At 54.5% G+C, this 13,250-nt stretch carries 14 protein-coding genes and 4 tRNA genes; 8 read left to right on the plus strand and 10 right to left on the minus strand.

Translation table 11 applies throughout. From position 1 onward, the window contains the following. Positions 1-23: 23 nt before the first annotated feature. The 7 genes from RZA33_RS13045 to grxD all read right to left on the minus strand — a co-directional run bounded on the left by RZA33_RS13045 (position 24) and on the right by grxD (position 5,556). On the minus strand, positions 24-599 hold the full coding sequence (locus RZA33_RS13045) for an ACP phosphodiesterase (protein ID WP_317508154.1): 576 nt from the start codon (positions 597-599) through the stop codon (positions 24-26). 12 nt (positions 600-611) lie between these two features. Then, positions 612-926, minus strand: a complete 315-nt coding sequence (locus tag RZA33_RS13050) for a YcgL domain-containing protein (protein WP_317508155.1) — start codon at positions 924-926, stop codon at positions 612-614. Next, positions 923-2,059, minus strand: a complete 1,137-nt coding sequence (rnd, locus tag RZA33_RS13055; protein ID WP_317508156.1) for a ribonuclease D — start codon at positions 2,057-2,059, stop codon at positions 923-925. Before rnd ends, RZA33_RS13050 begins: the two co-directional genes overlap by 4 nt. A gap of 61 nt (positions 2,060-2,120) precedes the next feature. Next, positions 2,121-2,726, minus strand: a complete 606-nt coding sequence (gene recR, locus RZA33_RS13060) for a recombination mediator RecR (RefSeq protein ID WP_317508157.1) — start codon at positions 2,724-2,726, stop codon at positions 2,121-2,123. 3 nt (positions 2,727-2,729) lie between these two features. Next, positions 2,730-3,056 (minus strand): YbaB/EbfC family nucleoid-associated protein, encoded by a 327-nt coding sequence (locus RZA33_RS13065; protein ID WP_317508158.1) that lies wholly within the window; start codon positions 3,054-3,056, stop codon positions 2,730-2,732. 64 nt (positions 3,057-3,120) lie between these two features. Next, the gene (gene dnaX / locus RZA33_RS13070) at positions 3,121-5,061 is read right to left on the minus strand and encodes a DNA polymerase III subunit gamma/tau (RefSeq protein ID WP_317508159.1); all 1,941 of its coding nucleotides are present in this window, start codon (positions 5,059-5,061) and stop codon (positions 3,121-3,123) included. Between the two features lie 144 nt (positions 5,062-5,205). Further along, complete coding sequence (grxD, locus tag RZA33_RS13075) at positions 5,206-5,556, minus strand: Grx4 family monothiol glutaredoxin (protein WP_317508160.1); 351 nt, start codon at positions 5,554-5,556, stop codon at positions 5,206-5,208. Between the two features lie 164 nt (positions 5,557-5,720). On the opposite strand from grxD, the gene argF reads away from it, so the two are divergent. Beyond that, positions 5,721-6,638, plus strand: coding sequence for an ornithine carbamoyltransferase (argF, locus tag RZA33_RS13080; protein ID WP_317508161.1), 918 nt, complete (start codon positions 5,721-5,723; stop codon positions 6,636-6,638). Between the two features lie 102 nt (positions 6,639-6,740). Here the strand turns inward: argF and RZA33_RS13085 are convergent. Continuing rightward, positions 6,741-6,816: transfer RNA gene (locus tag RZA33_RS13085), tRNA-Ala, on the minus strand. A gap of 203 nt (positions 6,817-7,019) precedes the next feature. On the opposite strand from RZA33_RS13085, the gene uvrY reads away from it, so the two are divergent. The 7 genes from uvrY to nadB all read left to right on the plus strand — a co-directional run bounded on the left by uvrY (position 7,020) and on the right by nadB (position 12,421). Then, positions 7,020-7,670, plus strand: a complete 651-nt coding sequence (uvrY, locus tag RZA33_RS13090; protein ID WP_317508162.1) for a UvrY/SirA/GacA family response regulator transcription factor — start codon at positions 7,020-7,022, stop codon at positions 7,668-7,670. A 42-nt stretch (positions 7,671-7,712) separates the two neighbouring features. Further along, positions 7,713-9,527 (plus strand): excinuclease ABC subunit UvrC, encoded by a 1,815-nt coding sequence (gene uvrC / locus RZA33_RS13095; RefSeq protein WP_317508163.1) that lies wholly within the window; start codon positions 7,713-7,715, stop codon positions 9,525-9,527. Positions 9,528-9,622: 95 nt separating this feature from the next. Then, positions 9,623-10,171, plus strand: coding sequence for a CDP-diacylglycerol--glycerol-3-phosphate 3-phosphatidyltransferase (pgsA, locus tag RZA33_RS13100; RefSeq protein WP_317508164.1), 549 nt, complete (start codon positions 9,623-9,625; stop codon positions 10,169-10,171). 83 nt (positions 10,172-10,254) lie between these two features. Further along, positions 10,255-10,329: transfer RNA gene (locus RZA33_RS13105), tRNA-Gly, on the plus strand. An 86-nt stretch (positions 10,330-10,415) separates the two neighbouring features. Beyond that, a tRNA-Cys gene (locus tag RZA33_RS13110) sits at positions 10,416-10,489 on the plus strand. A gap of 68 nt (positions 10,490-10,557) precedes the next feature. Next, positions 10,558-10,644, plus strand: a tRNA-Leu gene (locus tag RZA33_RS13115). Between the two features lie 187 nt (positions 10,645-10,831). Beyond that, positions 10,832-12,421: an L-aspartate oxidase gene (nadB, locus tag RZA33_RS13120; protein WP_317508165.1), complete on the plus strand. Its 1,590-nt coding sequence runs from the start codon at positions 10,832-10,834 to the stop codon at positions 12,419-12,421. Here the strand turns inward: nadB and RZA33_RS13125 are convergent. After that, complete coding sequence (locus tag RZA33_RS13125) at positions 12,418-12,846, minus strand: hypothetical protein (protein ID WP_322976213.1); 429 nt, start codon at positions 12,844-12,846, stop codon at positions 12,418-12,420. The two genes, nadB and RZA33_RS13125, sit on opposite strands and share 4 nt — an antisense overlap. Next, positions 12,806-13,099, minus strand: coding sequence for a succinate dehydrogenase assembly factor 2 (locus RZA33_RS13130; RefSeq protein WP_146875728.1), 294 nt, complete (start codon positions 13,097-13,099; stop codon positions 12,806-12,808). Before RZA33_RS13130 ends, RZA33_RS13125 begins: the two co-directional genes overlap by 41 nt. Positions 13,100-13,250 lie beyond the last annotated feature (151 nt).

Raw genomic sequence — 13,250 nt, forward strand, 5'->3', positions numbered from 1 at the left:
TCACCATCACGTGGCGATACGCTTTACTGCGGTGAGTCTGTTTGACTTAATGTCATCAATAGCGCTGGCCACAAGGACTGAAAGTCCTCTTCAAGCGCTTGATAATCACTGCGTAGCCAGGGCACTAATTCGGCCAGCCGGTTAGGCCCGCTGAGTCGGCGGCCTATTCCCGCGACGGCGCGACAGGTAAATTCAAAATCAGCGTAGTTTCTTAACCAATCGTGCTGAACCAACAGCGGCATCATGCCCGCTAACCGGTTGGGCGCTGAGCGGGCTGACAACAAGCGATAGCAACGCTCCACCAGCTCTTCCTGTTCACGTTGGTCGGCCTTATCGCGGGCCAGGTAATGATCCCATAACATATCTAAAGCGATACCGGCATAACGGCGCTGTGCTGTCGGTGCACGCCGCCGCGCCCCAATAACCCTAGGATGGCTATCCACCCAGGCATCTACGCGGCGGTGATGACGAATACCGTATGCCGTGGCAGTGGACCAATCAGTTAAATCGCCCCCTTTGACACCATCGGCGATGAGATTGCCGTAAAGAAAATCATCGCTACCCCGGCGAGCCAGCCAAGCATGAGCCAGAAAGTTCATAGTCGGCTGTCGTTACTGTTTATCAAAGCGTGCGCCAGAGTGCGTAGCAACGTGCTCGCGATGGACATCGAGCAAATAGGCCTCTTTGGGCGGTGGCATTTGCAAATAAAAACCGTTTTCTTTGATCCCTTCCACCACGTCAACTGCTTTAACCCGAGACAACTTTTTATCAGCGGTCAATAGCATGGTAAAGACCGGCACGGGCTTGCCAAAGGTTTCAAGTAGCTGTTCTGGAACCTGCTTCAGACCTTGGCGCTTATCGATGTATAAATACATCTCATCTTTACGCGAGCTTTTGAAAACCTCGCAGATCAGCTTGTCTTTCATAATGGACGTTCCTCAAGGGCTTGGGCCAGCGCGGCATTTAAACAGTCTCCCCGCCAACCACTGGGCCAGCTAAAAGGCTCACCGGCCAAATCCTGCATTACCAGAGCTTCTATATCACGGCGGCGCATTAGCATTTCTGGCGCCATCCCCAAATCCTCGGCCTTGGCAGTCACTACTTTCTTGAGCGCTTTAAAACGTGATTTGAAAGATGGATGCATAGGGTCGGGCCAGCGCATGGGCAGCGCCAGCTCATCGCAGTGTTTGGCTTGCTTGACCATCGCCAGCAATGTATCCCCCTCTTTTTTGATCAGCACAGGCTTCACGCCTTCTACCTCAGCCAGCTCAAAGCGGTTGCTGGGCATTTTTTCAGCGATCGCGAACAGCAGCTTATCGCTAATCAGCCAATTACGCGGCATATCACGGCGGCGTGTTTCGCCTTCCCGCCAGGTGGTCATTAGGCGATACGCTTCCACTTGGCGAGGCGTTAACCGCCATAGCTGGCGCTGACGGGTATACCACTGCTGATCGTTATCAACGCTACGGCCTGTCTGTTCAATTAAGCTTGCGCACTCAGCGTCAACCCACTCGCGTCGCCCCACTATGGCGAGCTTTTCAGCCTGAAGCGTCCACACTTTTAATAGGTAAATCACGTCCAACGCGGCATAGTCACATTGCGCCTGGGTCAGCGGACGCACTAGCCAGTTGGAGCGGGTTTCCTCTTTCGGCAGGGTTTCGCCCACCCAGTACTCGACCAATTTCTGATACCCCATACTGGGGTTTTCGCCTAAAAACCCTTGCACCACTTGAGTATCAATTAACGGTTCAGGTAATACCCCGGCCCAGTGCTGAAAAACTTCCAGGTCTTCGCTGGACGCGTGGAGTAGCTTAATAGCGCTATTTTGCAGCAGCGCACGAAATTGATCCGTGCATGAGATAGCCACCGGGTCAATCAGATAAGCCTTTTCACCCGCAGTAAACTGAATCAGCGCCGGGACGGGAAAAAACGTGTTCTCTCGGAAAAACTCGGTATCCAGAGCAATAACGTCAGCATCGGCTACTTGCTGGCACGCTGCATCAAGCGCATCCGGAGTATCAAGCCATTGAAATGAGGGAGTAAGAGCGGACAAAAGCATTTTTCCAAGTTGACACAATCGCTAAGGCGCTTGCGGTTAGGGAGCCAGCAAATAAGTCAACTTACTCGCTGGCAAAAGGCAGACGACCATTAAACGCGCGACTTAGCGTGCCGCCATCGACATACTCCAACTCGCCCCCCATGGGCACACCATAGGCAAGCCGTGAAAGTGTGACGCCATACTCAGCCAACTGCGAGGCAATGTAATGAGCGGTGGCTTCGCCCTCAATGGTAGGGTTAGTCGCCAACACTACTTCTTCGATTAACCCTTCTGCAACACGCGCTTCCAATAAGTCTAAACCAATCGACTCGGGGCCAACGCCATCCAACGGTGAAAGGTGCCCGTGAAGCACAAAGTAGCGCCCTTTAAAGCCACCAGCTTCTTCAATAGCCAGTTGATCAGCGGGCGACTCAACAACGCAGAGAAGGGTATCGTCGCGGCGCGGGCTCTCACACAACGCACAAATATCGGCTTCCGTGAGCGTTCGACAGCGCTGGCAATAGCCAACTTCGTCGATCGCCTGTTGGATCACCGCCGCCAAGCGCTGGCCACCGGGGCGCTCGCGCTCCAGTAAATGCATTGCCATTCGCTGAGCCGTTTTAGGGCCAACGCCTGGCAACACGCGGAAAGCCTCCATCAGCTGATCAACGAGAGGAGAAAACCGCATTGTTTAAAACGGCATCTTAAAGCCGGGAGGAAGATTCAAACCGGCGGTAGCTTCTTCCATTTTCTCTTTAGAGCTGACTTCCAGTTTGCGTACTGCATCGTTAACCGCAGCCGCTAGCAAATCTTCCAATAGCTCTTTGTCCTCTTCCATCACGCTGGGGTCAATGGAGACATTAGAGACGTCGTGGCGACCGTTCATGGTGACTTTAACCATGCCAGCCCCTGCTTCGCCCTGCACCTCGGTTTTAGCAACCTCTTCTTGGGCGCGCTGCATTTTTTCCTGCATTTCTTGGGCTTGTTGCATCAAGTTGCCCATTCCACCTTTAAGCATTGTCTGATCTCCAACGGGATTGAATAAAGTACATCCATCAAACTGAGTATAGAAAAGTATGTGGCTAACGTAGCTCATTAGCGGGTTTGACGCTTGATTCTATCAGCGTTGCCCCAAACGCCTGCTGTAATTTTTGTACATTGGGGTCATGATTGAGTAGATCAACCGCCTGTGCATGGCGCTCTTGACCCAGGCGCTCTTCACGCTGACGCGGCGTTTCCTGGCGGTTAGGCAATTCGGCTACATAAAAGGCCACCCGGCGCGGCATACCCTGTTCCTTGAGTGCACGCTCAATACGTGTTTGGTGCACTTCTGCCTGCATGGCTGCTTGGCTGGGGTCTAGGCGCAGCGTCAGCAGCGTACCGTCGTCGCTCTCGACCAAACAGTTGCCCGCTAAGTTGCGCGTTAAGCCGCCCAAACCCAGCGAGTCAAAACACTGCAACCACCGGTCGTTATCAAGTGCGCCAGGTGGGTGATCTGAAATGTCAGCAGGCGAAACGTGCGGCAGTGGTTCTAAAGCATCTTCTCGCTCAGGAACAGCGTCAGTTAATGGCGCAGACTCAGTACTAAGCTCTGGCTCAGGTATAACTTCGGGCTCGGGCTCGGGCTCGGGCTCGGGCTCGGGAGTATGCGAATGCGTGCCAGCCGATGTCGCATCTATTTCAGTTTCTGTTCCAACTGCCCAGGGTGGCGGTTCTGGGTGCGGCGGTTCCTGTTCAGCGTCGGGCGCTGACAACTGGGCCGATGGCTCAGCTTGCGGTTCTTGCCGTGATTCTGATGACTGGGCTTCTGATGGCCGGGCTTCTGACTGTCGTTCAGCCTCGGGCGGTGCAGATTCAGCCGCGGTTGCCTGGGATGGCTCACTGCGCAGGGGTAAAGGTGTACGCGGCGGTTTCGGCACGCCCTGGGGGCGAAACGCCAGCATACGCAGCAGCGTCATTTCCAAGGCACTGCGTAAGTCCGGCGCGTGCACCATATCCCCGCGGCCCTGGATACCAATTTGGTAATAAAGCTGGATATCTTCGGCGGTAAAGCGGCTCGCCAGCTGCAGGATAACGTCGCGGTCACCGTGGCTATTTTCCACTGCATCCGGCACCATCTGCGCCACCGCCAGCCGGTGCAGCAGACCCGACAGCTCATCCAGCACCGCTGCAAAGTCAGGGCCCTGCTCGGCTAATTGCGCCACTTCTGCCAACAGTCGCTGCACATCGACATCGGCCAAGGCGTCGGCCAGCGCAAGGATATGGCGATGATCCAGGGTGCCCAGCATCGCGGCAACGTCCGCATGGCGAATCACTCCCTGGCCAAAGGCAATGGCTTGGTCCGTGAGGCTCATGGCATCGCGCATTGAACCTTCGGCGGCTTTACCGAGCAACCATAGCGCGCTTTCGTCAAACGCAACGCCCTCTTCACCTAATACATACGTAAGGTGCTCAACCACGCGCTCTGGTGGCATATGCTTGAGGGTAAACTGAAGGCAGCGAGAAAGTACCGTCGGGGGTAACTTGTGCGGATCGGTGGTCGCCAGCAGAAACTTAACGTGCGGGGGCGGCTCTTCCAGTGTTTTCAGCAGCGCATTGAAGCTGCTGGTAGACAGCATGTGCACCTCATCAATCAGGTACACCTTATAGCGCCCCTGGGTAGGCGCATACTGCACGTTATCGAGCAGTTCGCGGGTATCTTCCACTTTGGTTCTTGAGGCGGCATCCACCTCAATTAAGTCGACAAAGCGTCCCTCGTCGATGGCTCGACAGCTATCGCACTGACCACACGGGGTAGACGTAATACCCTCGTCTCCGCGACCGTTGGCCGTGCAGTTTAAACATTTGGCAAGGATACGAGCGAGCGTGGTTTTACCCACGCCGCGCGTACCCGTAAATAGGTAGGCATGATGCAAGCGACCCTGGTCAAGCGCGTTGACCAAGGCACGCTGAACATGGGCCTGGCCCACGAGTTCGTGGAATGTGCGAGGCCGCCACTTGCGGGCCAGAACCTGATAACTCATGAAGCAGTACATCCTTCGGCGGGCTGACTTACCTTACGCTGCAGAGACAGCAAGGCAAGTGCCACGATGCATGACAAAGCGTCATTCTAGCGGCTGCACTGCAGCCCGCCAACCTGCTGCTAACAGCAAAGGGTCGGATAACGCTTAAGCGTTATCACCACCTTCTTCGGCCCCTGCGCGCTGAGCGGCTTCTTTGACTAGCTTTTCCAACTCGCCGTTTTGGTGCATCTCAACCACGATGTCACAGCCACCCACGAGTTCACCTTCAACCCACAGCTGTGGGAATGTCGGCCAGTTAGCAATCTTGGGCAGTTCCGCACGAATATCCGGGTTATCCAGGACGTTAACGAACGCAAAGCGCTCGCCGCAGCTCATTAAAGCCTGCACCGTCTGGGCAGAAAAACCGCACTGGGGCAACTGAGGCGACCCCTTCATATAAATCAGTATCGTGTTTTCACTAATTTGACGCTGAATGTTTTCGGCTGTGGTGCTCATACAATCTCCTCGCATTTAAATGACCAATGCTCACTCAGCACCTAAACGAGTACCTGAGTGAAGCGCTCGGCTTTAACGTGTGAACATATTCTACGCATGCCGTTCGCGTTGCGCATCCCCTGCGGCATCGCTAGGATAGGGTTTTTGCGCGGAGAGAAGCCCTTATGGCGACACGCCATTTCCTGACCTTGCTAGATTTGACTCCGGATGAGCTGGATTATCTGATCCAACGCGCCATTACGATCAAAACCAATTTAAAAGCCCAAGGCCCTGTTTATACACCATTGCCTAACCGTACATTGGCGATGATCTTTGAAAAATCATCCACGCGTACGCGGGTTTCATTTGAAACGGGAATGGCACAGTTTGGCGGTCATGCGCTGTTTCTTTCTCCGCGTGATACGCAGTTGGGCCGTGGTGAGCCCATTGAAGACACCGCTCGGGTACTCGCGGAAATGGTCGATGCCGTCATGATCCGCACCTTTTCCCACGCCGGGCTTGAAACCTTCGCCAGCGCCAGCAGCGTACCGGTGATTAACGCCTTGAGCGATGACTATCACCCTTGCCAGCTACTCGCCGACGTGATGACCTGGACTGAACTGCGCGGTAACGTAAAGGGACGCACTGCGGTTTGGATTGGTGATGGCAACAACATGTGCCACTCCTGGATCAATGCGGCTCGACAATTCGATTTTCATTTGCGCATTTGCTGCCCAAAAGGCTACGAGCCCCGCGCCGACATCATGGCCGCTGCTGGCGATCGAGTGACGCTACTGCACGACCCCCAGGAGGCAGTCAAACAGGTTGACCTGATCACCACCGACGTTTGGGCTTCTATGGGGCAAGAGGAAGAGCAGGCGAAACGTGAGGCCGACTTTGCAGGCTTCCAAGTCACCGAAGCGATGCTCGACCAGGCTAACCATGACGCACTCTTCCTGCATTGCCTACCAGCGCATCGCGGCGAAGAAATTAGCTTAACGCTGCTCGACGACCCGCGCGCCGTGGTTTGGCAGGAAGCTGGCAATCGCCTACACGCCCAAAAGGCGTTAATCGAGTTCTTACTGCTTGGCAAAGTCGCCTAATGAGCAGTGGCGGAAGCACCGCGGCAAAAGAAGAAATAAAAGACACAAAAAAGCCTCGTTCCAAACGAGGCTTTTTTGACTAAAATCGGTTATCTCAAACGATGGTGGAGCCTAGCGGGATCGAACCGCTGACCTCAACACTGCCAGTGTTGCGCTCTCCCAGCTGAGCTAAGGCCCCACGTACTGCTCTTTAAGCAGCGAGGCGGATACTACGATGAACACTTACCGCGGTCAAGTTTTGCAAAGCAAAGGGTTAACTAATTCTCCTTTGCCGCTTGCTGTGGCACTCTGTATTTAGTTTATAAGATATCCGTTAATAAGATATGTAGCGCACAAGGCTAACGCCTGAGCCTATGATGTTCCCATGCAGGAGCCTGCCCCTTGATCAGTGTACTTATAGCCGATGATCATCACCTCGTAAGAACCAGCATTGCGCACCTGCTTAATGAAGAGGGTGACATTAAAGTTATCGGCGAGGTCGACGACGGCGAAAGTGCGGTCACGCAGTGTCGCCAATTAAAACCCGACATTGTATTAATGGATATACGCATGCCAGGCATCGGTGGGCTGGAAGCCACCCGTCGCATTCATCGCAGCTTGAAAGACGTTAAAGTCTTAATCCTAACCGCGCACATGGAAGACAGTGTATTACGCCGCATGCTGGAAGCCGGTGCTGCGGGCTTTTTAAGCAAAGGCGCAGATGCAGTCGAAATGACCGACGCCATCCGGCAGGTGTTCCACGGCCGCCGCCACGTAAGTCAGGAAATCGCCCAACGCTTAGCTCTGTCACACTTTACCAATGAAGATAATCCGTTTAGCCACCTCTCACACCGCGAGCTACAGATTGCCCTGATGATCGTCAACTGCCAGCGCGTACAAGATATCTCTGATCGCTTACACTTAAGTCCCAAAACGGTAAATACCTACCGCTACCGACTCTTTGATAAACTAGCGGTAGCCACTGACGTTGAGCTAACCCATTTAGCGCTCCGCCATGGGCTAGTCGAGGGGTTTGATGCAAGCCAAATTTAACCTCCTTCTTCACCTGCTGTTACCGGGCACTGACACGCTGCTATGACCTTTGATTCAAAACAGTTCTTAAGCTCAGTAAGCACCTCGCCAGGGGTTTACCGCATGCTTGATGAACACAGCAACACGCTCTACGTAGGCAAAGCCAAGCGTTTAAAAGCACGCCTTTCCAGCTATTTTCGCGGTCAGCTGAACACCAAAACCCAGGCAATGGTGTCGCGCATCGCCGACGTCCAAGTAACCGTCACGCGCACCGAAACCGAAGCCCTGTTACTCGAACAAACCCTGATTAAACAGCTGCGTCCGCCCTACAATATTTTGCTGCGCGACGATAAGTCCTACCCTTTTGTGTTTGTCACCGACCGCCACCCCTACCCGGCGCTCGAGTACAAGCGTGCCCGCCAGCGTAGCGACGACGGCCGCTATTTAGGCCCCTATCCCAGCAGCGGCGCGGTAAGGGAAAGCCTTGCGCTGATGCAAAAAATATTTCGTATCCGAAACTGTGAAGATAGCGTCTTTGCACACCGCTCACGCCCCTGTTTGCAGTACCAGATACAGCGCTGCAGCGCTCCCTGCGTCGACTACATATCTGCCGAAGATTATCGGCGCGATGTTGAACACGCAGTGATGTGCCTAGAAGGCAAAAGTGAAAATGTGACCCAAGAGCTGATGGCGGCGATGGAAGCGGCCAGCCAAGCGCTCAATTTTGAGGAAGCCGCCCGCCTTCGCGACCAAGTTCAGCAATTGCGTCAGCTACAACAGCGCCAGTTTGTTGATACCGGTGGCGGTGACGCCGACATTTTTGCCCTTGCCCAGCGCCCCGGTGCGTTGGGTGTTTCAGTATTAAGCGTTCGCGATGGCAGGCTGCTGGGCGCACGCCACCACACCCCGAAAAACGATTTAGACTTACCGCTCGAAACGCTGCTCACGGAGGTGGTTAGCCAGTACTACTTCGGCCAGCCACATAACGTACCCAGCGAAGTTATTACCAGCCACCCGTTAGACGACAGCGAGCTTATCGCCGAAGCGCTGACCCAGCAGGCGGGCAAGCGTATTCGTGTGACAAGCCAGGTGCGTGGTCATCGTGCTCAGTGGCAACAGCTTGCGATCACCAATGCAGAGCAGCAACTGGCTTCGCAACTGGCCAATCAAACGCAACTTACCCAGCGTTTTACCGCGCTTCAAAAAGCGTTGGGGCTAGACGAGACGCCGCAGCGCCTTGAGTGCTTTGATATTAGCCATAGCCACGGCGAAGCCACCGTTGCCTCCTGCGTGGTGTTTGATCACCAGGGGCCGCGTAAAAGCGACTACCGGCATTTCCGCATTGAGGGAGTTGCCGCTGGCGATGATTATGCCGCCATGCAGCAAGCGCTCACACGTCGCCTCAAACGTGTGAAAAGCGGTGAAGCGGTTGCTCCCGATATTCTGATCGTGGATGGCGGCAAAGGGCAGCTCAATATGGCCCGCGAGGTATTCAAAACACTCGCCATCACTAACATTATGTTATTAGGCGTGGCCAAAGGCACCACGCGTAAAGCCGGACTTGAAAGCCTTTATGTGGAAACGGCCGATAACCCGCTTGACCTGGACCCGGCATCGCCCGCACTGCACCTAATTCAGCATATTCGTGATGAGTCGCACCGCTTCGCTATTGCCGGTCACCGTGCCCAGCGTGACAAAGCGCGACGCACGTCAACTCTACAAGATATACCCGGCATCGGCCCCAAACGTCGGCGTGAGTTACTACGCTTTTTTGGTGGGCTGCAGGGAGTACAAAAGGCCAGCCGCGATGAGCTAGCACGCGTACCAGGCATTAATGCATCGTTAGCCGAAAGCATTTATCGGGCACTCAATGGATAAACGTCCCCTTGGCATGGATGCCGCCGCCCAAGGGGGATAGAATGGCACCAGACACTTCGAATCCTATGATTTTCCTGCAAGGATCGCTTCCTGCGATGAATATACCCAACATACTGACATTGGCTAGAATCGCCTTTATTCCGCTGCTGGTAGTGCTATTTTATCTGCCTTTCAGCTGGAGCATGCCTATCGCGGCTGGCTTATTTGCCCTCGCGTCGATTACCGACTGGCTGGATGGCTATTTAGCCCGCCGCTGGAATCAATCCACTCCATTTGGCGCTTTTCTGGACCCGGTGGCCGACAAGCTGATGGTTGTTGTGGCACTCGCGCTGTTGATCGAGCGCTATGAAACACTTGTGCTTACCCTGCCCGCCCTGGTAATTATTGGCCGTGAAATTGTCATTTCGGCGCTACGTGAATGGATGGCAGAAATGGGCAAGCGCGGGATGGTGGCTGTTTCATGGGTAGGCAAACTGAAAACAACGCTGCAAATGGTGTCACTGCTCATATTACTAGCGATCCCCCCGATGCATGAACTTGCGATTCTTGGCGTCGTGGTTCTGTATGCGGCCGCATTGCTAACGCTGTGGTCGATGATTCAGTACCTGAAAGCTGCTTGGCCACATCTTAGCCGCTCTATGTAAGCTGCTGATATAAATTCGCAAGGCGAGCCCCATTGATTGATTGACAAGTTGGCAGCGATCCGTATAATTCGCCCTCGAGTCGAGCGGGAATAGCTCAGTGGTAGAGCATCGCCTTGCCAAGGCGAGGGTCGGGAGTTCGAATCTCCTTTCCCGCTCCATCTTGGATGTGTGGTATTGAAGGCTAGGGTCGTGATCTGGTGCGCCAGTCCGATCGAATCTCCTTTCCCGCTCCAACGACTTTTGAGGCTGGATGGCAGAGTGGTTATGCAGCGGACTGCAACTCCGTGTACGCCGGTTCGATTCCGACTCCAGCCTCCATCTTTGTGTAGCAGTGGTGTTTGAAGCAAGTCTAAACAGCATTGCGATATCTTTGTATGTAATGTATTGCCCGGATGGCGAAATCGGTAGACGCAAGAGACTTAAAATCTCTCGGGGGCAACCCCGTGCCGGTTCAAGTCCGGCTCCGGGCACCATTTCAAGTTTTTCCACGGCTCAGCTGTGTCCTGCTTTACCCCTCGTCCTGCTTTACCCCTCACCTTTTTTCAAATAGCTTTCAAATAGCCATTTTTAGTGCATTTTCATGCGCTCTTTTCGTGTCAAAATATCGCTAATCGTTAATTGCCACGCTATGATGCCTGCCTTAAATAAGGAGTAGGCATTATGAGCACGCCAACATCCGATGTCGTTATCATTGGCGGCGGCGTCGCTGGATTAACCCTTGCCTTAGAAATAGCCGACCAGCTGTCAGTGACCTTGATTCGCCCCGCCGAAGATGATCAAGGCGCCAGTCGATGGGCACAAGGCGGCATCGCGGCAGTTCTCTCGCCGGATGATGACCTCGACGCACATATCAACGACACCTTGATTGCCGGCGACGGCCTGTGCGACGAGTCGGCCGTTCGCTTTACCGTTACCCATGGCCCCGCTGCCATTCAGTGGCTAATTGATAACGGCGTTCCCTTCACACCCGACCCTGACCCTGTCGCCCGCTACCCTTACCACTTAACCCGTGAAGGCGGCCACAATGCCCGCCGTATCATCCACGCCGACGACGCTACCGGTCGCGCCGTGGTAGACACGCTGTTAAACAAAGTCACCCAGCACGGCAATATCACCCAGCGCAGCGACCTTACCGTGGTTGGCCTGCTACAAGATTCCCAAGGCGCCTGCTGCGGCGCTTATGGCAGCGATACTCATCATCAGTGGCAATCACTTACTGCGCGCTATACTGTATTGGCGACAGGCGGCGCTAGCGGCCTTTATCGCCACACCACAACGCCCTCCCCTAGCAGCGGCGAAGGCATGATGATGGCCGCAGAGCTGGGCGCTCGGTTAATGAACCTAGAGTTTCAGCAATTTCACCCCACCTGCCTGTTTGACCCTGAAGGTCCAGCGTTTCTGATTAGTGAGGCCGTCCGCGGTGAAGGTGGGCACCTGCTCAATGAAGCGGGAGAGCGTTTTATGCTGGCGCTGGATAAACGCGCCGAGCTAGCCTCCAGGGATGTCGTCGCCCGTGCCATTGATGCGGAGATACAGCGCGGCACACAAGGGCATGTCTGGCTAGATATTCGTCATTTAGGCGACCAGGCGATTCGCCATCATTTCCCTACTATTTTTGCGCATTGCGCCTCTCGGGGCATTGATATTACCCAGCAGGCTATCCCCGTGGTACCTGCTGCCCACTATAGCTGCGGTGGCGTGGCGACCGACCTACAAGGGGCCACCGATGTGGCGAACCTCTACGCCATCGGTGAAACCGCTTGCACAGGCCTACACGGCGCTAACCGGATGGCCAGTAATTCATTGCTAGAGTGTCTGGTGTTTGCACGTAGCTGTGCTCAAGCATTGCTAAAACAGGCCCACCACACGGCCCAACATCGCGAGTTTCAGCCCCCGGAGCAAGCAGCAGCCGCTGCCTTACCCAACGCGGCCCTCAGCGATATACGACAGCACATGCGGGCTACCATGAGCCAGCACGTCTCCATTGTGCGCAATGATGTCAGGTTAAGCAGCGCCCTGACGCAATTAAAAGGGCTTATAAGCAACGTGGAAGCGCTAGAGGATGCCTTGAAAAGCCCGCAAGGCAAACGCTTACACCAAGCATTACAGTTAGCCATATTGACGGTGCTCGCCGCTCAGCAGCGCCATGAATCGCGCGGGCTGCATTACACTACTGATTGGGACCAGCAGAAGCCTGTCGCCGTCGCCTCGTCGCTTTCGATAAAAGAATTAGCCCAACAACGGGGCTAGCGTCCTGGGTGATGAAAAAGCCGCCGCACTTCTCGTAAACTTTCCGCTGGGGCGCTGTCCGGCCACAGCCAAACCCGCTGCTTACCCACATAAAGCCCGATTAGCCAGGGGCCTAAATAATCACAGCGAACTTGCTGCTCTTCGCTCAACACCTTATTGAGCTCAGGATCGCTTTTCTCCAGCTGATCGCCCAGCAGCCAGCGGCCATGAAATGGCGGCGCCGTCGCCGTCAAATAAAGCACACCTTTTGGTTCGCGGGCATAAGCGCGACAGGCAATGCCACTTCCAACCACGACGGCTAGGATGAGTGCTAGCCCTCCTCCCACCCAGTAGCTTAGCGCTGCTATTCCCACCAACAAGCAACATTGCCCTAATAACCAATACTTAGAGGGTACGATAGGCAGAATTATCGGTGCTTTCAGCATGCTCAACAATCATTTGTACGATTCGCCGCTGGCTAGGCTCCTCGGGCCACTCACGGTGCATCAGCCAGACAAAAAGGTCCTGATCCTCACCTTTAATTAACTCCTCATAAGCCAGCTGATCTGACTCACTAAGCTGATCAAATCGCTGTTCAAGGAACGGAATTAGCAGTAAATCTAGCTCCCACATACCACGCCGGGAGTGCCAGTAAAGCCGTTTACGCAATATGGCTGCTGGGGAATTGTCATCGTTCAACGTCAGCCGCTCCGATCTAAGAAATGAAAGACCAGTATACCTAAGCTGCAGGGTCGCGCCAGCGCCCACCTTCGCCTATGCTAAAGAAGTACCTAGAACCTTGTTTTATCTGAATTGTTTTATCCTGAATTGCGCAGTATGCTGAATTTGA

This window comes from Halovibrio sp. HP20-59 (assembly GCF_033052795.2).
Taxonomy (GTDB): Bacteria; Pseudomonadota; Gammaproteobacteria; order Pseudomonadales; family Halomonadaceae; genus Vreelandella.